17 protein-coding genes and 1 pseudogene are annotated in these 24,230 nt (G+C 56.6%); 7 read left to right on the forward strand and 11 right to left on the reverse strand.

The features are described 5' to 3' along the window. Positions 1-193: 193 nt before the first annotated feature. Positions 194-1,063 (reverse strand): LysR family transcriptional regulator, encoded by an 870-nt coding sequence (locus ACR0B0_RS14320; protein ID WP_480648336.1) that lies wholly within the window; start codon positions 1,061-1,063, stop codon positions 194-196. 129 nt (positions 1,064-1,192) lie between these two features. On the opposite strand from ACR0B0_RS14320, the gene ACR0B0_RS14325 reads away from it, so the two are divergent. Beyond that, complete coding sequence (locus tag ACR0B0_RS14325; RefSeq protein ID WP_480648338.1) at positions 1,193-2,053, forward strand: HalD/BesD family halogenase; 861 nt, start codon at positions 1,193-1,195, stop codon at positions 2,051-2,053. 12 nt (positions 2,054-2,065) lie between these two features. Further along, positions 2,066-2,614: an isochorismatase family protein gene (locus ACR0B0_RS14330; protein WP_480648340.1), complete on the forward strand. Its 549-nt coding sequence runs from the start codon at positions 2,066-2,068 to the stop codon at positions 2,612-2,614. Positions 2,615-2,810: 196 nt separating this feature from the next. On the opposite strand, the gene ACR0B0_RS14335 is transcribed toward ACR0B0_RS14330, so the two are convergent. Then, positions 2,811-4,694: an SLC13 family permease gene (locus ACR0B0_RS14335; RefSeq protein ID WP_437436691.1), complete on the reverse strand. Its 1,884-nt coding sequence runs from the start codon at positions 4,692-4,694 to the stop codon at positions 2,811-2,813. 171 nt (positions 4,695-4,865) lie between these two features. Continuing rightward, on the reverse strand, positions 4,866-6,923 hold the full coding sequence (locus tag ACR0B0_RS14340; protein ID WP_368039748.1) for an adenylate/guanylate cyclase domain-containing protein: 2,058 nt from the start codon (positions 6,921-6,923) through the stop codon (positions 4,866-4,868). A gap of 291 nt (positions 6,924-7,214) precedes the next feature. On the opposite strand from ACR0B0_RS14340, the gene ACR0B0_RS14345 reads away from it, so the two are divergent. Beyond that, positions 7,215-7,463 (forward strand): hypothetical protein, encoded by a 249-nt coding sequence (locus tag ACR0B0_RS14345; RefSeq protein ID WP_170351229.1) that lies wholly within the window; start codon positions 7,215-7,217, stop codon positions 7,461-7,463. 76 nt (positions 7,464-7,539) lie between these two features. Here the strand turns inward: ACR0B0_RS14345 and ACR0B0_RS14350 are convergent, their stop codons facing one another. Then, on the reverse strand, positions 7,540-10,008 hold the full coding sequence (locus ACR0B0_RS14350) for a GcvT family protein (RefSeq protein ID WP_480648342.1): 2,469 nt from the start codon (positions 10,006-10,008) through the stop codon (positions 7,540-7,542). Between the two features lie 45 nt (positions 10,009-10,053). Continuing rightward, a complete protein-coding gene (locus ACR0B0_RS14355) occupies positions 10,054-11,574 on the reverse strand; it encodes a trimethylamine methyltransferase family protein (protein ID WP_480648345.1) in 1,521 nt (506 codons plus the stop codon). 95 nt (positions 11,575-11,669) lie between these two features. On the opposite strand from ACR0B0_RS14355, the gene ACR0B0_RS14360 reads away from it, so the two are divergent. Further along, entirely contained in the window at positions 11,670-12,578 is a 909-nt protein-coding gene (locus ACR0B0_RS14360) for a LysR substrate-binding domain-containing protein (protein WP_480648347.1), read from the forward strand. Positions 12,579-12,595: 17 nt separating this feature from the next. On the opposite strand, the gene ACR0B0_RS14365 is transcribed toward ACR0B0_RS14360, so the two are convergent. The 3 genes from ACR0B0_RS14365 to ACR0B0_RS14375 form a co-directional block, all read right to left on the reverse strand. Further along, positions 12,596-15,958, reverse strand: a complete 3,363-nt coding sequence (locus ACR0B0_RS14365) for a DUF3857 domain-containing transglutaminase family protein (protein ID WP_480648349.1) — start codon at positions 15,956-15,958, stop codon at positions 12,596-12,598. Between the two features lie 91 nt (positions 15,959-16,049). Continuing rightward, positions 16,050-16,622, reverse strand: a complete 573-nt coding sequence (locus ACR0B0_RS14370) for a UbiX family flavin prenyltransferase (RefSeq protein ID WP_480648351.1) — start codon at positions 16,620-16,622, stop codon at positions 16,050-16,052. Further along, positions 16,619-18,127: a UbiD family decarboxylase gene (locus ACR0B0_RS14375; protein WP_480648442.1), complete on the reverse strand. Its 1,509-nt coding sequence runs from the start codon at positions 18,125-18,127 to the stop codon at positions 16,619-16,621. The genes ACR0B0_RS14370 and ACR0B0_RS14375 overlap by 4 nt, the downstream gene beginning before the upstream one ends. 125 nt (positions 18,128-18,252) lie before the next feature. Between ACR0B0_RS14375 and ubiT the strand changes: the two genes are divergently transcribed. The 3 genes from ubiT to ubiV are packed head-to-tail and all read left to right on the forward strand — an operon-like array spanning position 18,253 to position 20,673. Further along, a complete protein-coding gene (ubiT, locus tag ACR0B0_RS14380) occupies positions 18,253-18,795 on the forward strand; it encodes a ubiquinone anaerobic biosynthesis accessory factor UbiT (RefSeq protein WP_170362670.1) in 543 nt (180 codons plus the stop codon). Further along, positions 18,795-19,772, forward strand: coding sequence for a ubiquinone anaerobic biosynthesis protein UbiU (gene ubiU, locus ACR0B0_RS14385; RefSeq protein WP_170362716.1), 978 nt, complete (start codon positions 18,795-18,797; stop codon positions 19,770-19,772). The genes ubiT and ubiU overlap by 1 nt, the downstream gene beginning before the upstream one ends. Before the next feature lie 4 nt (positions 19,773-19,776). After that, entirely contained in the window at positions 19,777-20,673 is an 897-nt protein-coding gene (gene ubiV / locus ACR0B0_RS14390; protein ID WP_170351221.1) for a ubiquinone anaerobic biosynthesis protein UbiV, read from the forward strand. Between the two features lie 151 nt (positions 20,674-20,824). Here the strand turns inward: ubiV and ACR0B0_RS14395 are convergent, their stop codons facing one another. From ACR0B0_RS14395 to ACR0B0_RS14405, 3 genes and pseudogenes are all read right to left on the reverse strand, one after another. Continuing rightward, positions 20,825-23,611, reverse strand: a complete 2,787-nt coding sequence (locus tag ACR0B0_RS14395; RefSeq protein ID WP_170351220.1) for a bifunctional aconitate hydratase 2/2-methylisocitrate dehydratase — start codon at positions 23,609-23,611, stop codon at positions 20,825-20,827. 159 nt (positions 23,612-23,770) lie between these two features. Then, the gene (locus tag ACR0B0_RS14400) at positions 23,771-23,968 is read right to left on the reverse strand and encodes a hypothetical protein (RefSeq protein ID WP_170351219.1); all 198 of its coding nucleotides are present in this window, start codon (positions 23,966-23,968) and stop codon (positions 23,771-23,773) included. A gap of 72 nt (positions 23,969-24,040) precedes the next feature. Next, a pseudogene (locus ACR0B0_RS14405) lies at positions 24,041-24,163 on the reverse strand (IS6 family transposase); the annotation flags it as partial. Positions 24,164-24,230 lie beyond the last annotated feature (67 nt).

Consider the following 24,230-nt stretch of genomic DNA (forward strand, 5'->3'; position numbering starts at 1 on the left):
TTTATCGCATGTTTGCTCGGACTGTACTGCGATGGTCTCACCCTATCACTGACTACGCAAGATTCGTTCACGTGAAGATTCGCGGGTTAACATGGGGGTTTTCCCCATGTTTCTTAAGAAAAACAGTGCAGGGCCTCATTCTTCGTCAGCTGTGGCTTAGTTCACCTCATCTGGCAACATCAGGGTGCTGAACTCAGAACTGCTGCCGAAGCCAAGAATTGAACGCTTCGATTTGTGGACGAACAGCAGCGCGGTGATCTGTTCTAATGAGGTAATGAGATTGCTCCAATGCTACCGCTTCGCCAGCGATACGAATGTTCTGTCCGGCCGCCATCGCCCGTGCCGCAAAACGTTCAATGACCACGGCACACCCCAAACCAGCACCAACCATTTCGATCGCGGCGGTTGAGGTGTCGGTCACCAGCCGCGCGCCAGGGCACGTTGATTCCAGCGAAAAGGCGGAAAGGTAGCGCGCCCAATGATCGTCAAAACCCAAGATATGAATTGAGGGGTGCTGCAGTAAGTCCTTGGGTCCTTTTATCATTTCATGGGACACGGCACTGACAATCGGGACAATCGCCTCGTCCGAAAGCGGCTCCAAATTAGGGCCAGCATAGTCTTTGGACGCTAAGACGATATCAACATCGACCGGGTGTTGTTCCGAGGAATCCTTCCAGATCGAGGTTAAAAGTTTGACGCTGGTGTCGGGATGATCGCGCAGAAAGCCATCCAACCTTGGAGACAACCACATGATGAAGGCCATCGAGGCACGTATAGTGATCGTTGCTGCCCCGTGGGGACCAAATAGACCGGTCGTCGACATCTCAATCGTGCCCAGTGCTTCGCGGACAGGCAGTAAGTAAGCTTTGCCCACATCGGTCAATTGCAGACTTTTGGGGCGGCGCACGAACAGCTTATCGCCCAGCTGCGCCTCAAGGGCTTTGATATGCTGGCTTACGGCAGTCTGTGTCAGGCCGATTTCTTGACTCGCAGATGTGAAGCTCAGCAATCGCGCTGCGGCTTCGAAACTCCGCAACCAGTTGAGGTTCAGATTGTGGCGCATCAGCTTTCCATAAAAATTTTTTGTTCATGGGCCCGTTTTGTTTCGTTTTATCTGATCAAGACTGCTCTGCATAGTATCGGGGTGTGCGACAGCGCACTGACCGGTTGAGTTTTCCTGAAGGAGATCATCATGACTGACACCAGCCAATCCAAACGGGATGTCGCTCTGGATTTTGTAGACCTCGACCGCTACCCGATTGCCGATCTGGACAATGGCCCGGGTGCAGAATTATTAGCCCAATGTCAGCTCAGCATCGACACCAACGGCTGGTGCAATCTGGATGGCTTTCTGCATTCTAAGGCTTTGAAACAGGTGAATTCAGAGGCAAACGCCCTGCTTCCGACGGCGGAGATTTTGCACGTGAAGCGAAACATCTATCAGGGGGCGATTGACCCTTCGCTGCCTGACGATGATCCACGCCGAAAAGAATTCATCCATAGCGCCGTGCAGCTTGCAGATGATCAAATACCGGCAGAGTCCGGCCTCAAGCAGCTGTACCAGTCAGAAATTTTGACCGAGTTTGTGCGGCGGGTGCAGATGAAAGACCAACTGTATCGATGCGCGGATGAGTTTCAGGCGCTCAACGTCGTCGCACTGCAACCCGGAAGCGGACATGCCTGGCACTATGATACGACCGAATGCACCGTCACGCTGTTGTTGCAGGCTGCCGAAAAAGGTGGCGAGTTCACCTTTATTCCAAATTCCCGGACAGACTCGGATGAAGACCGAGAGGCGGTGGACCGCTTGTTGGATGGGGACTTGTCTCATGCCCAGACCTTCGCGCGCGGGGCAGGAACGCTGACGTTGTTCCGCGGCGGGTACTCGTTACATGGTGTGACCAAGGTTGAAGGTGACCGCCCCCGTATCACGGCCACGATGACTTATGACGAACAGCCCGACCGCGAAATCGGGGATGAGATCAACATTCGCATATACGGCAAGCGGGTGGAAAACATACTGGCCAGCCGCAAGGCTGAAACCACGGACTAAGGACGGAAAAGAATGAAAACCGCACTTTTGGTGATTGATGTTCAAATGGCCCTGGCGCACGAGGATGCTTTGGGCACGGAACGGTCATGTCCTGAGGCAGAAAGCAATATTACCCGGCTGCTGGACAAGTTTCGCGGCGACGGCAGCACGGTCGTTCATATTCACCACCATGGTACGGATCCCGAGGACCCGTTTCACCCCGACGCCCCAGGTTGTGCAGTTCAACCGTTCGCGGCCCCGGCCACCGGTGAGCCTATCGTCGTCAAGACCGGCAGCAGCGGTTTTGCGGGAACACCATTGCAGGCAATTCTGCAAGACGCTGGCGTCGAGCGTGTTATCCTGTGCGGTGCGACCGCCAATCATTGCGTAGAATCGACCACGCGCAGTGCAGCTGATCTTGGCTTTCAGCCAATCTATGCAGCCGATGCTGTTTGGACATATGGGCTTACCGGCCCGGACGGAAAATCCCACAATGCCGCTCAAGTTCATTCGGTTAGCATGGCAACGCTTAACGGTGAAATCGCGGATGTGAAATTCACAAACGACATTCTGGCCCAATAACACTGGCGATCAAAAAGAAGCGCTGCGTTGAATAATGATAAGTCAGAATTCAAAAGCATGATTTCTCAACATTTTTCGTTTTTCCGTCGTGAAAGAAATAGCAGACTGAAGCGAAACGTCCGCCGACAAGTTACCTAGTCAACTAGCACCTTTTTCAGAAACAAGCACCTCTGATCGGGCTGCGCGCCCGGGCAGTTCAGTAGATGACGTTAAGCATCAACAAGGAAACAACCAGGAACAGAATTGTCATAACCCCACCCGAGCGCACAAAATCCATAACCTTGTAACCTGCAGGGCCCATAATCAGCGCGTTGACCTGATGGGTTGGAATAATAAAGCTGTTCGAGGTCGAGATTGCTACGGTCAGTGCAAAGACAGCTGGGTTGCCTCCTGCCGCCACCGCAATCGAAATGGCAAGCGGCACAAGCAAGACAGTGGCCCCGACATTCGACATGACCAACGAAAAGGCTGTGGCCAATATCGCGACACCAGCCTGTAGCGCCCATATCGGCCAGCCGTTGAGAATGATCATGATTTGCTGGGCGATCCATGCCGCCGTTCCGGTGTTTTGCACCGCCTGCCCCAGCGGTATGAGACAGGCCAGCAGGAATACGGTGTTCCATCCGACCGCGCGATAGGCCTCATCCACACTCAGTACACGTGTGAGCATCATTCCCGCGGCTCCGGTCAGCAGGCACAGCGACAAACGAACATCGGTGAACAAAATCAGCGACAGGGAAATTGCGAAAAAGGCCAAGGCCCAGCCGACCTTCTGCGGCCGCAATTCATCCTGCGGGAAATCCGTTGTCACGACGACAAAATCAGGATCACGCTTAATGCGCATCAGGTTGTCCCACCTTGTATGTGCAACAAGCATGTCCCCTGCGTGAAATTCCTCGAGCCCGATCTGAGTGGATTCGTGCGTGTCGGTTTCAACATGGCTAAGCGTTTCTTCACCGCGGTGAATCGCAAGCAACGACATGCCATAGGTCTTGCGAAACAAAAGCTCGCGCGGGCATTTTCCGATCAGTTTGCTATCGGGCGTCACAACGACTTCGGCTATGCCGGCATTGGTCGGCGCAAATTCTTCAACGAAGATATCCAAATCCGGCAGAACCGTTAGACCAAATTTCAGTGCAAATTGTTCTACATCCCAGCGGTTTCCGATGATGGCCAATCTGCAAGGTGCTGCAATCTCGGCGGTCAGGACCTGAACCATCGACGTTTTGCCACGATAAAACGTAGAGATTATGTATAGGTGTTCTTCGTGGTTGATATCAGCCAGAATGCGCCCCACCAGCGGGCTATCTTCGGGCACGATCACCTCGAAAACATCTGCCTGCAGCCCGTACACCCGTTGCAAATATTCCTGCGTACCCTGCCCTGTGCCGGTACTGTCAGATCCGGTATCGCCCGGTAACACCCACCGCCCAAGCAGCAGAAAATACGCGATCCCAGTTAAGATCAGGACCGCTCCGATTGGTGTAACCGAAAAAAGACCAAATGGCTCAATCTGCTGGTCAGCGGGCAGACCCTTGTTTGCAGTGATGACGAGATCGTTAAGCAAAATCAGCGGTGATGAGCCCACCATTGTCATCGTGCCGCCCAAAATGGCGCAAAACCCCATGGGCATCAGCAAGCGGGACAGCGGAATTCCGGACCTAGAGGAAATTCGGCTGACCACGGGCAAGAACAATGCGGCCGCACCGACGTTCTGCATAAAGGATGAAATAACGCCGACCGTGCCCGAAACAATTGGCAGCACCCGGTTCTCGGCGGTGCCGCCATATTTCAATATGACCGCCGCAACTTTGTTCATGATGCCGGTTTTATCCAGACCTGCCCCCACGATCATAACCGCGATGATGGATATCACCGCGTTGGACGCAAATCCGTCGAACAGTTGCGAAACATTGGCAAGGTTCTCAAGCCCCGGAGCGTAGCTAAGAAGGCCGACCAGAACCAAAACCAGTATCGCAGAAAGGTCTATTCTGACAATTTCCGATACGAAAAGGAAAACGGTGAAGGCCAACAAAGCGCACACCACTCCCATCTCGAACGTGAAGGTTACGTGTTCCACTATATTCACCGAGACATTGTCAATTTTGCTTTAAATTGAACAACTAAACTATCAAGCTCGCGCTGTCATGATGTTTCAGTATTTACCGGCAAAACGAAACAAAATTTCAAGGCGATGGCGCCAGAAAACAGAGTGACGAGCGCCTCACGCCTCAAACATCCTAAGGAAACACTATTTATCATCCATGAATGCAACGCCCGTCCAATCGCCTGGCGGAGGGTCCGCCAGCAACGCTTTTGCTCGCTTGATCATCAAAACGGACGCAGGATCGCCCCCGCGCAAATTATCTGCGGCCTCAAAGGACGCGACCGCCTCGGGCATGCGTCTGGCCCGGTAATGGGCAAGACCTGTTTCATAAGCCTCGATCCACGGTGGGGTCTCAGCGACACTGTCAGTCATGCCAATCAGTTCGAAAACGACCAGTTCTCCGGACCGGCCGGCAATTTCAAGCGTATCCAGTTCCCGGACGATGATCGCATCACCTGCTTCTCGCCGTGTTTCGGGTCCAATGAGGATCGCGCTGCCATAGGCCTTGTTGGCCACCTCCAGACGGCTTGCTACGTTCACGACGTCTCCAATTGCCGTGTAGTTCAGCCGCTGTTCCGATCCGATATTCCCAACCAGAGCTTCACCACTGTTCAGACCGACCCTGACGCGCAGGGAATCGTCAGAGTCACTTCGCAGGCCAGCACTTTCGACCACGTCCACGAGTTCCAGCGCAGCACGACAGGCATCTTCAGCGTGGTCGAGATTTTCTCGCGGGGCACCCCAAAACGCCATCACCGCATCCCCGATGAACTTATCGATTGTTCCATGATGCCGTTCAATGGTCGATGACGCAGCGCTGAAGAAAGGTGCCATCAACTCGACAATCTTCGGGCCATGCTTTTCGGTCAGGCCGGTGAAACCCGACACATCGCAAAACAGCACAGATATCGTTTTTGTTTCCCCTCCGGGCTGCGTCTTGATACCTGCCGCCACCAGCATTCGCACAAGATCGGTCGGCACATACTTTCGAAACGCCGACAGACCCGCCGCCATGTTGGCCGTCGCTGCGGACAGGTTATTTAGCTCTTTCAGGCGCGAGGGACGCCGCGAGACCTGCTCGACATCGAAACGTTCAATTCGGCTGAGGTCTTCGGCAACGCGCGACAAAGGGTTTGCCACAACCTTGCGCATTAACCAAATGGCAAGACCGGTCGCCACAACAACCACCCCAAGCAGCGCATAAATCAGATTGACGAGCGTCCGGTCGATACCTGACAGGAAGGCGGCTTCGGGGATGACCGTGGCCACGCGCCACCCGTAAAATCCAAGCGGGGTCAGTGCCACGGCATAGGGCACGTCGTCATACACCACACGGGTCGTCAAACTGCCGGCGACATTCGGACCAGAGGTCGCCAAAAGGGTTTCCCCAGACATCTTGGCAACTTCGTACAGCTCACCTTCACCCATCCGCGCCGGGGTGACCTCATCTGCATCCGGGTCCGGTACGGCGATCACCTTGCCATCCGCGCTCAGAATATAGGCCGCGCCAAACTCACCCGGCCGCAATGATCCCAGAAAGCGCGACAGGCGATCCGTTTCAATGGCCACCGTCAACACGCCTTGGCGTCTGCGGTTCACGTCGATTGCCCCGGCAAAGGCATAGACCGTTTTGTCGCTACCCGGCAGGTCGCGCACCTCGATCCAGTCCGGCGTATCGCGATCAATGAAATTACCGTACCAGGCGTGATCGCGCGGATCATATTGGGTTGGCGAAAACGAGCGGTCTTCGAATTGGATGTCCCCCGGAATAAAGATGTAACGGTCCTTACGCAGGCTCCGATCCCGGATCTCGTCGTTGATTTCGATCATCTCCAGCCCACTGTCGCCTAAACGGTGGGCGGCGAAAAAGTCCCCGTCAGGCCAGCCGAAGGTAATCCACGATATGTTGGGCTGCGCCTGCAATTGCGACAGAAACACAAACTCTCGCTTGTCGGCTTGCTGTGTCTGAATCACATTCTGGACAAATATTGTCCGGACCGCGGCCCAGGCCGCTTCGGCAGATCTTAGGGTCAATCCAACTTCAATCCGCACCGTGTTGGCGATTTGACTGTTGATCTCGGCCGCCAACATCCGACTGTTTTCCCTCGCGGTCGTCCACCACAGCGAATGCACCACAAAAGTCGACGCGCCGATTGAAAGCGCGACAAGTATTGATACGGCAATTCCTACGCTGACTCGCACTTGTGGTCCAAAACGGCTGCTGGTGGCTTAAACCCGGGGTTGATCGGCCAAATGTCAGTGGAAGATTAGAGGGTGCAATTTCTTGTTTCCAGATAGTTTCAAGGATCATGCCGATTAGTTTACCCGGTGTTGAACACAGCAAGTGAATATCTGGTCACGCCGTACGACCCACGGGTCATCTACCACAAGCGCGTGATTGCGAGAATGGAGGATTGGCACGCCTAGCCCCCGTGTGTAACAGGGTGCATCCCGGTCGCAGCCTACCCGGGTAACAAAACAAGGGTTCAAAATATGAAAACGATCGTAATCTGCTCAGGCGGGCTGGATTCGGTGTCGCTTGTCGATGAGATGACAGGCGAAACCTATTTCCGGGCTTCGATACAGTTGGCCGAAAAATCTATTGGCAGCGGCGCGTATGAACGTCCTCTTCAGGCCGGAATGACCGTGGTGGCAGAGATGACCACAGGCGAGAATACTCTGCTCGCCTATATGCTGAAGCCGGTGCATCACACCGTGAACAACGCTTTTGACGAACGCTGATGGCAGGCCAGGTTACAAGCCAACAAAATGATGACGGTCTTGTAACCTGTGCGCGGATGGCTTTTCGACCAACTACTCAGGTGCGCATATTGGCTCCATTGGCATCGTAAATTGGTGCACCCAGAACCGTGGCGTCATAGAACGCGCCAAGGATTTCCACCTGTAGGATCGTTCCCGGCGCGGCATGGTCCGCGGCAACATACCCCATGGCCATCGACTCCCCGACCCGATGCGCATAGCCACCGGACGAGACATAACCGACGGCAGTGCCGTCTTTCACGATCGCCTCATCATTCGACACATCAATTCCGTCGACGTCGATTGTCATGGTCACTAGCTTCTGTTTGGCGCCTTCCGCGCGGGCCGCCGCGGTCGCCGTCTTGCCGACAAACTCTTTGTTCCAATTGATGAAGGCTTCCATGCCGCTTTCGACTGCATTGAAATCCGGGCGGAATTCAAGCGTCCAGACACCCCACCCTTTCTCCAGCCGCATCGACATCAACGCGCGGGCCCCATACCAGCGATAGCCCAGATCGGCCCCGGCCTCTTCAATCGCTTCGGCCAGACGCAACAGGTATTGCGGCTTGCAATAAATCTCATAGCCCAGTTCGCCGCTGAACGAGATGCGATTCAGGATCACCGGTACACCGGCCACAAAGGTCTGGCGAAGATCACGGAACTTGAAGGCCTCGGCCGAGACATCCTCTCGCGTCAGCCGCGCCAACAACTCGCGGGATTTGGGGCCAGACAATGCGATTCCGTGCCAATCGTCCGACACGTTGGCATAGCTCACATCATCCGGCAGGTCCTTTTCGAACCAGCGGCGATGCGCCTCTTGCATGGCGCCTGAACCAAACAGGATAAAGTGATCGTCGGCCAAGCAGGCCACGGTCAAATCACCAAAGAGCTTACCCTTGGGCGTCAACATCGGTGTCAGCGTCAGGCGCCCCGGTTTGGGCACATACCCGGCCAGCACGTAATCCAGATAGGCCCGCGCACCCGCGCCTTTGAATTCATGTTTGGCGAAATTGGCAATCTCGATCCCACCAACAGCCTCTTGCACCGCTTTCACCTCACGCGCGACATAGTCGTGACTGCGATTGCGCTCAAAAGTCGGGTCTTCATGCGCGTCCTCAGGACCATCGGCAAACCACAGCGCGTTTTCCAACCCAAAGCCCTGCCCCATCCGCGCGCCTTTTGCGACCAAACGATCATAAAGCGCGGTGGTTTTCTGCATCCGTCCCTTGGGTAGCGTTTCGTTCGGAAACGTCATCACGAAACGGCGTTCGTAGTTTTCCGAGGATTTGATCGTGCCCCAGTCTGGCGTTGCGAACTCGCCAAACCGCGCCACATCCATGGCCCAGACGTCGATCGAAGGCTCTCCGTCGATCATCCATTCAGCCATGGTCAGGCCGACGCCGCCACCCTGGCAAAAGCCCGCCATGACGCCCACTGCGACCCAATAGTTCTTCATCCCCGGCACCGGGCCGATCATTGGGTTGCCATCAGGACCAAACGTGAAGGGACCGTTTATCATATCCTTGATCCCAGCCTCACCAATGGTAGGAATGCGTTCAAACGACATCTCCAGCCGATCGGCAATGCGGTCAAGGTCAGGTTGCAGCAGCTCATGCCCAAAATCCCACGGCGTGCCGCTCACCTTCCAAGGGGTTGATTTCGGTTCATACGTGCCCAGCAGCATCCCCTGCCGTTCCTGCCGGAAATAGATGTTGGCCTCATAGTCGATCCCGGCGGGCAGGCGCCCCGCCTCTCCCATGATCTCCATCCGCTCAGCAATCTGAGGGATTTTCTCGGTGATCAGATAATGGTGTTCCATTGGCTGAACCGGCAGGTGAATGCCAGACATATGCCCGACCTCGCGCGCCCACAGCCCTCCACAATTCACCACGTGTTCGGCATTGATCTGACCTTTGGGCGTGGTCAAGTCCCACGAGCCGTCGGGTCGCTGCGACATCGCGGTGACACCGCAATGGGTGAAATACTGCGCACCATAAACGCGCGCAGATTTGGCAAATGCATAGGTCGCCCCCGACGGGTCCAGATCGCCGTCCTGATCATCCCACAGCGCTGCATAGTAGTGTTTCGGATCGACCAGCGGGTGCCGTTCGGCCAACTCGGACGGAGAAATGAACTCCTGATGCAGGCCCATATAGCGCGCCTTGGACCGCTCGCGTTTCAGATAGTCGTACCACTCCTTGGTCGAGGCCGCGTAGAAACCTCCAGTGATATGCAATCCAACCGAATGGCCCGAGGTCTCCTCGATCTCTTTATACAGATCAATGGTATAGCTTTGCAGACGGCTGATATTCGGGTCCGAGCTGATCGTGTGAATCTGCCCCGCCGCATGCCAGCTTGAACCCGAGGTCAGCTCATCTCGTTCCAGAAGCACCACGTCCTTCCAGCCGAATTTGGCCAGATGAAACAGGATCGAGCAGCCAACGACACCGCCACCAATTACAACGACCTTGGCGTGGGACGGCAACGGTTTGCCGGTGGCTGTTTCGTCTTTTTGAATCTCGGGCATACGTGTTTTCCTTGGTTGACCGGCATAGGTGAAAGGTCGGGGAACTTAGTACCAGGCGTCGGGCAAGCTTTCTTTGCGTTTGGCAACGAATGCCTCCAACTCTTCTTTCAACGCCACGTCGATGGGAGGTGCCTCATAATCTTTCAGCATCTGGTTCCAGCGTTCATAAGCCCGCGTGCGCATGTCCTTGGCACCTTCATCCTCCCAGCTTTCGACGTTTTCACTGTGGCTGAGCGCGGGTTCATAGAACGCATCCTGATAATTACGAATGGTGTGACCGCAGCCCAGGAAATGACCGCCGGGACCAACCTCCTCATAGGCGTCACTGGCCAGCGCTTCGTCTGATGTGTCCAGCCCCAGGTCCAGAACCTTTTGATAAGACCCAAGCCGGTCCGCATCCATGATCAGCTTTTCGAAGCCGGCGCACAGTCCACCTTCCAGCCAGCCCGCCGATTGCAGCACGAAATTCGCCCCGGCCAACATGGTCGAATGCATCGTATCCGCGCTTTCATACGCGGCTTGCGCATCTTCGATCTTGGACGCTGTCAGCGATCCGCCACAGCGCAGAGGCAGGCCCACGCGTCGCGCGAGTTGCCCGATCGCATAATTCGAGATCACCGGCTCGGGCATGCCAAAAGTCGGCGCGCCGGATTTCAGCGACATCGAAGACAGGAAGTTCCCCAGTACAAAAGGCGCACCGGGACGGATAAGCTGAATATATGCACAGACCATCATCGCCTCGGCCAATGCCTGGGCCACCGAGGCGGCGGTCGACACCGGCCCCATCGCCCCGGACAGGATGAACGGCACCACCATCATACCTTGCCCCCGGCTGCTGTAGACCCGCGCGGATTCCGTCACCACCCGATCCACCAGCAGCGGTGAATTGGTGTTCACGTTGCCCATGATGACACAGTTTTCCGCCATCACATCCGCGCCAAATACGATCTCGGCCATGTCGACACTGTCCTGAGCGCGGCTCATCTCGGTAATTGCGCCCAGATGCGGTTTGTCGCTTAGCGTCATGTGGGCCAGCAACATATCCAGATGCCGCTTGCTGACTGGAACATCACACGGCTCGCAGGTCACAAAACCCCCGTGATGCAAGTTTGGGTGCAGGTAGGTAAGGCGCACCAGGTCTTCAAAGGAGTTCAGATCGCCATAACGCCGCCCACCTTTCAGATCACGCACAAAAGGGGCGCCATAGACCGGAGCGAAAACCTGATTTCGACCGCCGATGACAACCGATCGATCCCGATTGCGGGCCAACTGGGTAAACTCACGCGGTGCCTTGGCACAAAGGGCGCGAATCCAATCTGCAGGGGCGCGCACGATATCACCGTCGACCTGTGCCCCTTCGCACTTCCATAGCGCAAGCGCCTCGGGGTCGTCACGAAAGGCGATGCCGACGTCCTGCAAAAACCAATCCACCTGACGTTCCAGACGAACGACCTGCTCCTCGTCAAGCAGATCGTAAAACGGGGCCTGGCGCTGAATAAAGGGTGAGGCGGGCACAGCGATATGTGTGTCCTGCCGTTTTCTGGATGTCCGAGCGCGCCGTGCCATTGAAACCCTCATCGCCATGTTTCTTCAAGAACCATAGCGCTCAACCACATCTCTGTGACGGTTGAAAATATTGATGTTTAGCATAATCTGAAGTTATGCAAAAACCCTGGTCCCTCCTCTCCTCTCCTCGCCATCTGGTCGTCTTCGAAGCTGCCGCACGCACGGGATCGTTCACCAAAGCGGCAGAGGAGTTGAATGTGCAGCAACCCGCCGTCAGTGCCTCGATCAAGCAATTGGAAACCTCACTTGGCGTCGTATTGTTTCGGCGCAGCCATCGCAGGATCACTTTGACCAATGCAGGAAACCGTCTGTTTTCAGATGTCACCCGCGCGTTCGAGCTGCTGTCGCATTCTGCAGCTTCGATCCGGCAATTTGCCAGCAATGATCACGTGACACTCAGCGCTTCCTCGGCATTCAACAACTACTGGCTTATGCCTCGAATAGCATCGTTTCAGCAAAATCATCCCGATATTGAGCTGCGCCTGCAATCCAGCGATCGCGAGCCGGACCTGAATGTGGAAACTATCAGCCTTGCCGTGCGGTTGGGCGATGGCAATTGGCCCGATTGCGACGCGCATTTGATATCGGATGAGGTGATCTATCCCGTCGCTTCACCTCGCGTCATGGCCGCCGCCGTCACGCTCAAGAATGTGCCCGGCCTTCTGAATCAACGGCTTATTCACCTAGAGGAGCCGGTCCGTGAACGCCCCACATGGGAACAGTGGTTTCGCACCTTTGGCATCGCCGAGGTCACCCCTCGTACCGGTCTGCGGCTGAACGATTATGCCTTGGTTTTGCAGGCCGCGATGGCGGGCGAGGGCTTTGCCTTTGGCTGGCATCATGTCGTAGCTCCGCTGGTGCGGCAGGGCATGCTGGCGGCGCGTCCTGAATGGGCCTGGAAAACGGGCAAGGGGTTTTATCTGGTGTGGTCCAAAACTCGCCCCCTGACACCAAAGGCCGAGATTGTGCGGGATTGGATCCTGTCTTCCCGGCAAGAGGGATAACAAGGGCGGGGCGGGCGTTAGCGCCGGTCCGCGTCCATCATTGCGCGGCTGGCTGCCACTTCAGCTCTGACACCGCTGCGGAACATCAAAAACATCATCATGGCCACCAACACAAGCAGGGGAAGAACCATCAGCTGGGTTCCGTTCATCCCCAGATAGACCGGCTTATCCAATTCCAGGCCGAACAGGTTTTGATGCAGGTTGACGTTGTAAATGTCATGATTTTCAACGTAATCAGCCGCCTCACGCCAGGCGTCTTCATCTCCGGGTTTTAGTGTGGTTTTCTTGGTTTTCAGGACCCACTCATAGCGCAAGGACGCCTCAACTTCGTTCCACTCGCCCTTGGTTTCAAAATCGACAAAGCGGTTTTCAAAGCTGTAACCGACCGGTTGGTTCAAGGATGCCGGCACATTGCGCATGACCACTGTGTGTACAGCGTGGATCGGATTATTAACCTGCGATTGCCCTGCCAACGCCGCGTCATCATCAAGCTCGTAAAGCTGATCCGAAACCACATAGCCAAAATGGCTCAGGTCCGTCCAAAGGCCATCTTCTTCGAACCCGTCGCGCGGCAGGGAATATCGCTGCACCAGCCGAATGACGTTGGCGTCAAGATCATCCTCAACAACCATCGCATCGGGATGCGTGGCACCGGGAAAGCGATCCGCATACCAATCTTCGTAATTCTTGTGCCGCTTTTCCTCATCCTGACGATCAAAAAGCCACCGCCTGTAATCTGCGTTCACACCGCGCCAGGTTTCGGTCACATCCAGAATGGCAGCCACCGGACCTTCATCCAACAAAGTGTACTCTTGCAGAACTTCGGACGTGGGCTCAGCTGGAAGATGCCGCACAATCTCGACCAGTTCGGTGCTGTCCGGTGACAGCGGCAGCCCCCAGGTGAAATCGGTCAGCGAAATGGCCCGGCCGACTCCGCCCTGCAACAAGTCGGTGGGGTCAACAAACCAATCGCCCTGTACATCGCGAATGCGAACAATCGCATGATCAAAAACAAAGGGCGACGGCAACATGCGTGGCAAGGCAGGTCCGATTTCATGATCCACGATGACCGCATCGGCTTGAATACCCAGATGCGCCAGCATCGAAATCAGCAACAGCGCCTTATCCTTGCAATCCCCGTAAGCTGTGGACCAGACCGTATTCGGCGTACGGGGTATCCAACCGCCTTCCCCGATGGAAACACTGAAATACCGCACACGGTCCTGAACCAGCCGCAGGGCCTGGGTCGCGCGCCATTCGGGGTCGTCCGATTGCGCCGCGATCTCTTCAAGTATCGCGATCAGATCATCGGGCAAAAGATCAGGACGAGGTCGGTAATCTGTCGCAAAGCGCTGTGCGATCTGCCCCCAATCGAGAAACGTGGACAGCTGCATCCCGTCATTCGAGACATCCCAGGCCTCTGCCGCATGCAGGTTTCCGTCTTCCTCCTCAATCTCGCCAAAGGCCCACGACAAGACCGTGCGCCCATTGGCTTCGTAGCGGTTGATCGAGAAGTCTTCGGTATGATTTAGACCAAAACGGGTCGACGCTGGCAGGTCGATGCTTATCCGCCTCTCCGTCCAACTGCTGACTCTGGGCTTGTCTGCCCAATAGTGGAACTGATCAGGAAAAACCGGTGTTGTCGCTTTTTTCGACCAGATGATCTCAAGGCCATCCCCCACGCGCAGATCGGAGATCTGGCCGAAATATTCTATATCGCCCTGCATCACGCCGGATTTGAGTTCACGCTCCAGACTCAATTCTCGAAACGGCAAGTCGAGTTGGTCAAATGTCTTTCCCTTCCGATGTATCCGCAGCCGATGCAATGTGGCGCGTTCGAAAATCGGATCCACCGTCAGGCGAACCTCACCGAAATCCTCAAGACTGGACCGGTCGTGAACAACAAAAAATCCCTGTCTGACGATTTCATACCCGGCCTCTTCGACCCGCATTTTCTCATCAAACAGGGGTTGGCTCACGGATCTGTCTGCTGCCAAAGCGGCCCGTCGATCCTGTGGCGAAACCTCTTCGTACCATACAGGCAGGGTTGGATTTCGCAGCATCTCGGCTGCGGCGGGTTTGGATTGAAGCCAGCCGATGAATCCCAAGATCGTCACGAAAACAACCAACCAGACCACGCCGCTGATCAGGAACGACCACCACCGTTTCTTTTTTCCCTGTTTCGGTACGGTGGCATGTCTGGCGCCATCCCATGCGCCCAATCCTCGCGATGTACGGTGGGCAGCCAACAGATTTGTCGCCGAGGGGATTTCAGGGATGACGAAAACCTGATCGTCGGTCAGCTCAACAACAGTCAGATAATTTTCGCAGTATACCGCGCGCACCATGTTCCAGCCGATGCGCAAAACCCTGCCTTCCCGCCAGATCTCTAACCCTGACGTGTCGCAGGTCACGGCGGTCGGTCCCCAGGCGATGCCGCGCACAAGCCCGTACCGAGCAAAGTGCAGATGCCGCAGACGGGGCAGATGCTTTCGAAAAAACGATGCATGCACCATCAGTGCGGTGACCAACAGCACGACGCACAGCTGATTGAACAGCGGAAAACCTGCCTGCACGGTATTACCCGACACAAGGGACCACAGGCCAAGCGCAGCGAACCCGGTGAGGATCAGGAAGGTCAAATAGTTGAAAACAGAATCCAACTTATTGGGGCATTTGGTTCCTGTTTTCCTTGCGACTCCTTCAAGCGCCTCAAACGCGTCCCGGGCCGAGATATTCTGCACCAACGCCGCATCCGGTGCGTCTTGTAGCGCAAAACTGCCTTTGCCCGAACGACTTTCCTGTTTGAGTTTGCGCAGCAGGTGTTGGGCATCTTGCTCGGTCGGCAAGGGGATAAAAAGCAACCGCATATCGGGGCTGCGCCACATCACGAACCGCCCATTGCGTTCAAGTTTAGAGATATGCGCAAAATGCCAAGATTCGGTGAAATCCTTCTCTCGTGCGATGACGTGGTCTTGCTCAATCGAATAAGTCACTGCCTCGGGCACACGCTCAGTTGGGGTAAGAAAAACAGGCGCGCGGCCCGTCCAGATCGCCCAGAAACTGCCTGCTTTCAACACGCTCGACCGCGCAAAGAACAAGCATAGCAGCCCGACGAACAACGCGGTCCAAGGTTGTTCACCAGCCGCCGAAAGGCCCAGATTCGAATGCCATAAAACAAAGAAAGTGCCCACGGATTCAGCAAGGAAAATGGCAGCCCAGACACTCAAGGCCAGGGCAAAAAGCAGGTTCAGCGCAAACTGCTTGCGCGCCTCCAATTGGCGCAGCTCGGACCGAACGGCGCCATTCAATTCGGTTTCAACGTTAAAAATGGGTGTTTTGACTGGTGCTGCCGAAATGTCAGGAAAAAGAGCGTTCACAATAAGAGAATCCCAAAAATCCAATACTCGCCAATAGATTGCACCATAGTGGCAGAATTATGGATTCCGTAACGTCCAAATCGCGCCCTGTTCAGGCACCCGCATTCCAGCGCGCGGCGGTGGGGGCACTCAAACGCAGGGAATCAACAGCCCTCGCAGCAATCTGATCGATCACGTCATTCAGTTTTTGCGGCTTGAGGTAAAAGGCGGGCACAGGCGGCATGATCACGGCCCCCATTTCCGTTGCAGAGGTCATGTTGCGCAGATGCGCTAACGTCAACGGCGCTTCGCGGGTGAGCAGGATCAAAGGGCGGCGTTCCTTAAGCTGCACGCTGGCTGCTCGGGTCAGCAGGTTGTCGTCCAGACCCAACGAAATCGCGGCAAGCGTGCGCATCGAACAAGGCGCAACAATCATGCCCGCAACCGGGACTGAGCCGGAAGCGATACTTGCCCCGACGTCGCCGGTGGCATGGTGTCGGGTCGCCAGCTTGCACAGATCGTCCAAAGCATCTGCACCGCATTCCTGCGCCAACGTAAGATTGGCCGCCGGGCTGACGACCAGATCAATCTCAACTCCCAACCCCGACAAATTGGCCGCCACAGCAAGGCTTAGCGCTGCGCCCGATGCACCGGACACCCCCAATATGACACGGGCAGCGCTCATTGGCTCAGCCCCGGCATGATCCGGCCCAACAGATCAGCAGCAAAGGCCGCATCGGCATCCGAAGTTCGCATGACCTCACCCCATTCGCGCGAGGTTTCCGAGCCGATCTTGGTGGTGGCATCGATGCCCATCTTGCCCGCCAATCCGGGTTGGGGCGAGGCAAAGTCGAGGTAATCCATGGGGGTATTCTCCAGCAACATCACATCGCGCACAGGGTCCATGCGGGTGGCCAGCGCCCAGGCGATGTCGTCCCAGTTGGACGGATCGATATCGTCATCCACAGCCACGATCATCTTGGTATAGCTGAATTGCGGCAACATCCCCCAAAGCGCCATCATCACTCGCCGCGCCTGTCCGGGATAGCGTTTGTCGATACTGACAATCGCCATGCGATACGAACAAGCGGCAGGTGGCAGCCAGAGGTCACGCACTTCGGGAATCTGCGCGTGGATGGTAGGCAAAGACAGCCGGGTGAACACTTCGCCGATGATGGCAGGTTCATCCGGGGGGCGACCGGTATAGGTGGACAGGTAGACTGGTGCTTCACGATGGGTCACGGCGGTGACATGCATCACAGGAAACGGCTCGGCCGGGTTGTAGTATCCAGTGTGGTCGCCAAACGGTCCTTCGGGGGCGGTATCGGTTGGAGAAACCCAGCCTTCCAACACAATCTCGGCGTCGGCCGGCACCAACAGTGGCACAGATTTGGCAGGTATCATCCGGGGTCGTGTGCCGTTCAGGGCACCTGCAAAACTCAACTCTGACACGGTTTCCGGCAGCGGCAACGCCGCTGACAACAGCGTTGCCGGATCAGCACCCAAAACGATGGCAACAGGCATTTTTTCACCACGCTGAACCCAGCTGCGATGATGCCCCGCCCCGCCGCGATGAGGCAGCCAGCGCATGATCAATCGGCTCCGGTTCAGAACCTGCACACGGTAGATGCCAGCATTGTAGCGGCTGACATCCCCGGCATCGCTGTCATACGGGCGGGTCACCACCACGGGCCAAGTGATCAGTGGCCCGGCATCGCCCGGCCAATGGGTCTGTACCGGCAATGCAGACAGGTCGACATCTGTCCCGGTGTGGACAACATCCTGAACCGCCGCCGACCGAACGGTTTTTGGGCGCGCTGCCAACGCCGCCTTCAACATCGGCCAGTGTGACAGGGCATCGCGCAACCCATCCGGCGGCGCGGGGCTGCGCAGCGCCGCCAGAAAGGACCCCAATTCATCCAGGCCATCTGGCGTAACGCCCAGCCCGGCGGCGACACGCCGGGCTGTGCCGAACAGGTTGACTACGACGGGAAAATCCAATCGGTCGCCCTGCGCCGTTACCGGGTGATCAAACCGCAGAACCGGCCCTTGTGCTTCCAAAACAGCGCGATGCACGGCCGTCATCTGGTGGCGCAAAGAGATGGGTTCGGACACCGCCTGGAATTGGCCGGTGCTTTCGCTCCAAACAAGAAAATCACGAAGGGTGGGAAATTTCGGTAAGGTGCGAATGGGACAGCTCCGGTAATCTGCCTTTCCCTAACAACGATTTTGTCGCGCAGAATTGACAACAGTCAATTAACGGGCACCTGCACCCGCCTACGACAGCAGGACCTGCTAAACCGCCGGAGGTCAGTTTGTCCGATCCTCACATAACAATACCGCACTGCCCCGCCCCTCTGGCGGCGGCGCTTCGACTGGTACCGCTTGCACCCCTGTCCCTGTCGCTGACGGTTTTTTCGCGCAAGATCGCCCGCACCTCACCCGGCCTGTTTCAGCGCCTCGGCGAATACAGGCAGACCGATTTTGTACTCGACCCGGTCGACCTGCCGATTGTTCTGTGTCTCAATCCCAACGATGGTCGACCAAAGGTGACCCTGACTCGCGGTCGGGGGAAAGGAGTGGCCCGGATCTCGGGTCCGCTTGCGGCCTTGCTTGGTCTGGTACACGGGGCCTTTGATGGCGATGCGCTGTTTTTCTCGCGCGATCTGGTGGTTGAGGGCGATACCGGCGCCGCCCTCGCCCTGCGCAATGCCGTGGACGATGCCGAACTGGACCTGGCGCAGGAAGCGGCCAGACTTACCGGGCCATTCGCGCGTCCGGTACAGCAGCTGATTGCCCTGGCCGAGCGTCAAACCGGCCTCTGCCTGACCCGACCCGAGGACGCAGTAATATGGTGATGGAAATCGTCTGCCCGGCAGGAACGCCTGCCGCCTTGCGGGCCGCCGTTAAGGCGGGGGCACATACGGTCTATTGCGGTTTCAACGATGAAACCAACGCCCGAAACTTTCCGGGCCTCAACTTCAATCGCAGCGAAATGCGCGATGCTGTAAGTTTCGCCCATCAACACGGCTCAAAAGTGCTGGTTGCCATCAATACTTTCCCGCGCGCAGGGGATGAGGCGATCTGGCACAGCGCCGTAGCAGATGCCAAAACTTGCGGCGCAGACGCGGTGATCCTGGCCGATCTTGGACTGCTGGACCACACCGCCCGCACCCACCCTGGATTGCGACGGCACCTGTCTGTGCAGGCCGCCGCTGCCAATGCCGATGTAATCAATTTCTATGCAGACACGTTTGGCGTCAAACGTGTGGTCCTGCCACGCGTTCTGTCCGTGCCCGAGATTGCCGCCATCAATGCCGAAACCGAGGTTGAGACTGAGGTGTTCGTCTTCGGCGGCCTGTGCGTGATGGCCGAAGGACGCTGTTCGCTCTCTTCCTATGCCACCGGATTGTCACCAAACATGAACGGGGTCTGCTCACCCGCCAGCCATGTGGATTACTCGGAAGATCAGGGCGTTCTGGATGCGCGTTTGGGCGGTTATCTAATCCACCGGGTCGATAAGGGGGAACCGGCCCCCTACCCCACCCTGTGCAAGGGGTGTTTCACCGCAGGATCCCAAACCGGACATCTGTTCGAAGATCCGGTCAGCCTGAATGCCGAGCAGTTGATCCCGCAATTGCAAAAAGCGGGCGTTACGGCGCTGAAGATCGAAGGGCGGCAGCGGTCGAAATCCTATGTCGCGCAAGTGGTGCGCAATTTCCGCGCGGCGGTTGATGCGCTTGAGGCCGGGCGCCCGATGCCCGAGGGCATGCTGGCCCGCCTGTCCGAGGGGCAGGCCATGACAACCGGCGCCTACAAGAAAACATGGAGATAACGCGATGGAACTGACAGTCGGGCCCAGCCAGTTCTTCTGGCCCGCCGATTTCTGGACTGGGTTTTATCAGGACCTAACCCAGTCTCCGGTCGATCGTGTGGTGATCGGCGAGCTGGTCTGTTCCAAACGCCTGCCCTTCTACCAGGACCGCATCCCCGATGTGATTTCCGCGTTGATCGAGGCCGGGAAACAGGTTTCCCTCACCAGTCTTGCGCTGATCACGCTGAAACGCGAACGCAAACTGACCGCCGAACTGGCCGAAATGGGTGTGACGGTCGAGGTCAATGATTTGACCGCCCTGGCCCATCTGCCCAAGGGCTGCGCTTTCACGGTAGGACCGCTGGTTAATGTCTACAATGAAGGCACCCTGAACTGGCTGGCAGCCCGCGGCGCAAATCGAGTCTGTCTGCCGCCGGAATTGCCCCTGGAATCAGTTGAGGCATTGACGCGGGTTGCCAATGACCTGGATATCGCGATCGAGGTCTGGGGCCACGGCCGGTTACCGCTGGCCATCTCTGGCCGCTGCTATCACGCTCGCCTACATGGGCGCACCAAGGACAACTGCCAATTCGCTTGCGAAGACGACCCCGACGGGCTCGAGGTTCTGACCGGCGACGGCAGGCCCTTCATGGCAATGAACGGGGTACAGACCTTATCCGACAGCTATGCCTGCACCGACCATCAAATTGACCAATTGCGCTGGGTCGGAGTGTCAGCCTTGCGTCTGTCGCCACAATCCAAGGGGTTTGCGAAACTTTGTATACTGTACCGCCAGCGTCTGGATCAGACCTTGCCCCAAGGCGGTGTTGCAAAAGCGATCACGACGGAAGACCCCGCCCTGCGCCTAAGCGATGGATTCTTGACCGGCGCTTGCGGGGCGGACTGGTCAGGCACTTCCTGATTCTATGCAACACTTCTATTGCTTGGCCCGGATTGCACGACATTGTTCCTGAGCGCACGGCCGCCCTAAGCTAGCCGAGCATCCCGGACGTCATATCTGGTAAAGAAGCGGGCCGGCCCAACCTGCGACAGGTGAACCGGCCGTGCAGAACTTAGAAATGGGCCGACTTGGTCCCTTCCGGCGCGACGGGCGGTGCGAACTTTGTCAGGTCGATGCCTTCCACGGCGGATTTGTACTCTTCGATCTTCGGCGTCCGGCCCAAAATCGCTGAGAGGACAACAACCGGGGTCGATGCCAGCAAGCTCTCGCCTTTTTTGTCCGGTGCATCTGCCACGACGCGGCCCTGGAACAGGCGGGTCGACGTGGCAAGAACGGTATCACCCTTAGCGGCTTTTTCTTGGTTGCCCATGCACAGGTTACAGCCGGGGCGCTCAAGATAGAGAATATTTTCGTACTCGGTGCGCGCCTTCTGTTTCGGGAACAGGTCGTCGAATTCGAAGCCCGAGTATTTCTCGAGCACTTCCCAGTCGCCTTCTTCCTTCAACTCGTCGATGATGTTGTAAGTCGGTGCCGCAACCACCAGCGGAGCCTTGAATTCGACCTTACCGGTTTCCTTTTCCAGGTTTTTCAACATCTGGGCGACAATCTTGATGTCACCCTTATGCACCATGCACGATCCGACAAAGCCCAGATCAACATGTTTTTCGGCATTGTAATACGAGATCGGACGGATCGTATCGTGCGTGTAACGCTTTGACACGTCGGCATTGTTGACGTCCGGGTCGGCGATCATCGGCTCGACGATCTGATCCAGATCGACAACAACCTCAGCAAAGTATTTCGCGTTGTCATCGGGTGTCAGAGCAGGCTTTTCACCCGACTTGATCTCGGCAATGCGTGCATCAGCGATGTCGATCAGCTTTTGCAGCATCCCGTTTTCATGCTCCATACCCTTGTCGATCATGATCTGGATGCGCGACTTGGCCAGTTCCAGCGAACCGATCAGGGTCTCGTCATTCGAGATACAGACCGAAGCCTTGGCCTTCATCTCGGCCGTCCAGTCGGTGAAGGTGAAGGCCTGGTCTGCCAACAGCGTACCGATATGCACTTCGATCACGCGGCCCTGGAACACGTTGTCGCCATGCTGTTCCAGCATCTGCGCCTGGGTGGCATGCACCACGTCGCGGAAATCCATATGCTCAGCCATCTTACCCTTGAAGGTCACCTTGACCGATTCCGGAACCGGCATCGAGGCTTCGCCGGTGGCCAGCGCCAGTGCCACAGTGCCCGAGTCGGCACCAAAGGCCACGCCTTTGGACATCCGGGTATGGCTGTCGCCGCCAATGATCACCGACCAGTCATCCACGGTGATATCGTTCAGCACCTTGTGGATTACGTCCGTCATAGAGTGATAGACCCCTTTCGGGTCACGACCAGTGACAAGGCCGAAGTCGTTCATGAACTTCATCAGACGAGGCGTATTTGCCTGAGCTTTGGCATCCCAGACCGACGCGGTATGGCAACCCGACTGATAGGCTCCATCAACGCTGGGTGCCACGACGGTGGCGGCCATCGCCTCAAGTTCTTGCATGGTCATCAGGCCGGTGGTGTCCTGCGAACCGACGATGTTGACCTTCACACGTACGTCCGAACCGGCGTGCAGGGTCTTGCCTGGGGTTGAGCCCACGGCATTCTTGTTAAAGATTTTCTCGACCGCGGTCAGGCCCTGACCTTCGTGGCTGACTTCTTTCGACGGTGCAAACACCAAAGGTGCCTCAACACCCAGCGTCTCGGCCGCAAGTGCCTGCAGTTTCTTGCCGAAGACGATGGCGTAGGATCCGCCGGCCTTCATGAACTCTACTTTTTGCGGAGTGAAGGACGAAGGCACGTCAACCAGTTCTTCGCCATCTTCACTCAGAAGCTTTTGCGTTTTGGTGTTGATCTTCAGAACCGTGCCGGTTGCGACCGAGTACTTCTCTTCAAGGATCGGGTTGCCGTCATTGTTCAGGATCGCGTTGCCGTCTTCATCCACCTTCTTGACCCAGTTTTTCAGGTCCAGACCGATACCGCCGGTCACGCCCACGGTGGTCAGAAAAATCGGTGAAATGCCGTTGGTACCCGCAACGATCGGCGCGAAATTGACGAATGGCACGTAGGGGCTGGCCTGCTTACCGGTCCACAGCGCCACGTTGTTCACGCCCGACATCCGGGACGAGCCCACACCCATGGTGCCTTTTTCCGCGATCAGCATGACACGCTTGTCGGGGTGCTGCAGCTTCAGTGCTTCGACCTCCTGCTGCGCCTTATCCGAGATAAAGCACTTGCCGTGCAACTCCCGGTCAGCCCGCGAATGCGCCTGATTGCCCGGCGACAACAAGTCGGTCGAGATGTCACCCTCGGCCGCGACATAGGTTACGACTTCGATTTCTTCGTCGATCTCTGGCAACTTGGTAAAGAACTCTGCTTTGGCATAGCTCTCCAGAACGTCCTTCGCGATAATATTTCCAGCTTCATAGGCCGCCTTGAGACGGTCTGTATCGGCGTCGTACAAGAAGACCTGCGATTTCAGCACCTCGGCGGCCTGATCCGCAATCGAGGCATCCGAACCCAGTGCCAGGTCCAGCAGAACCTCAACCGAAGGACCACCTTTCATGTGCGACAGCAGCTCAAACGCGAAAGGAACCGAGATCTCTTCGACCTCAGCTTCGCCCAGAATAATCTCTTTCAGGAATTTGGCCTTTTCACCGGCAGCGCTGGTTGTACCAGGCAGCGTGTTATAGATGAAAAAGTTCAGCGCCCCGTCCCGGTGTTCGCTTGCCACATCCTTGATGTGGGCGACGATCTCTTTCACCAATGCGCCGTCGTCGATGGGCTTAGGATGCAGCCCTTGTCCTTTGCGGGTTTCGATCTCGCTGAGGTAATCTGTATAAAGGCTCATGGCTGTTCCGGCTGTTAGCGTTTCGTGTGGGTGCCTACCGGGTTTTCAGCGGGCTGACCACTGCCGGTATCGAATTGTATGCGGCGGTATACTAATTTTTCTAAGACTTCAAGTGACCATCTGAAAAATGCGATCACAAAGTCCGGTATGGGCCGCAGTTCAGCGGAACCAATAGTCCCACCCGTCTAAGTAGTACCCCGCCAGCACATGGGTCTGCAGCGTGTTGGGCTTGGCCGCAACGCGGTCCATATCGGCACCAAACACCTGTACGGCCTGCCAGACATCGGGTGTCTGATAACTCAGCCCATCCGGCACATCCAAACCTCGCCCCGACAGTGGCGCGAGTGAGGCCAGCACAAACCCCCGTTCCCCGAAACGGTTCTGTCGCAAATTCCTTTGAAGGACGATAAGGCAACGCAGGCGGGTTGATTATCTTACCAGTTGAACAAACTGCTGAAACAGGGAGAGTCCGGGTGTGAATTGACCTTTGCGGATCATGTTGACCAGCTCGATGCCAGCCAGGGCAGATGCAGCTGAATCGAAAGACTCAAACGATTATCAAGGCCTTCCTGAAAAGTGGCGGTCAGACGGAACGCGAAGCGACGGACTTCGCTGGAAT

The sequence above is a fragment of the Ruegeria sp. BA12 genome (genome assembly GCF_056539625.1).

Excerpts from the sequence above, each read along its gene's own strand:
- ACR0B0_RS14320 (WP_480648336.1), bottom strand. The coding sequence starts at position 1,063 with ATGCGCCACAATCTGAACCTCAACTGGTTGCGGAGTTTCGAAGCCGCA.
- ACR0B0_RS14325 (WP_480648338.1), top strand. The coding sequence starts at position 1,193 with ATGACTGACACCAGCCAATCCAAACGGGATGTCGCTCTGGATTTTGTA.
- ACR0B0_RS14330 (WP_480648340.1), top strand. The coding sequence starts at position 2,066 with ATGAAAACCGCACTTTTGGTGATTGATGTTCAAATGGCCCTGGCGCAC.
- ACR0B0_RS14345 (WP_170351229.1), top strand. The coding sequence starts at position 7,215 with ATGAAAACGATCGTAATCTGCTCAGGCGGGCTGGATTCGGTGTCGCTT.
- ACR0B0_RS14350 (WP_480648342.1), bottom strand. The coding sequence starts at position 10,008 with ATGCCCGAGATTCAAAAAGACGAAACAGCCACCGGCAAACCGTTGCCG.
- ACR0B0_RS14355 (WP_480648345.1), bottom strand. The coding sequence starts at position 11,574 with ATGGCACGGCGCGCTCGGACATCCAGAAAACGGCAGGACACACATATC.
- ACR0B0_RS14360 (WP_480648347.1), top strand. The coding sequence starts at position 11,670 with ATGCAAAAACCCTGGTCCCTCCTCTCCTCTCCTCGCCATCTGGTCGTC.
- ACR0B0_RS14370 (WP_480648351.1), bottom strand. The coding sequence starts at position 16,622 with ATGAGCGCTGCCCGTGTCATATTGGGGGTGTCCGGTGCATCGGGCGCA.
- ubiU (WP_170362716.1), top strand. The coding sequence starts at position 18,795 with ATGGAAATCGTCTGCCCGGCAGGAACGCCTGCCGCCTTGCGGGCCGCC.
- ubiV (WP_170351221.1), top strand. The coding sequence starts at position 19,777 with ATGGAACTGACAGTCGGGCCCAGCCAGTTCTTCTGGCCCGCCGATTTC.
- ACR0B0_RS14395 (WP_170351220.1), bottom strand. The coding sequence starts at position 23,611 with ATGAGCCTTTATACAGATTACCTCAGCGAGATCGAAACCCGCAAAGGA.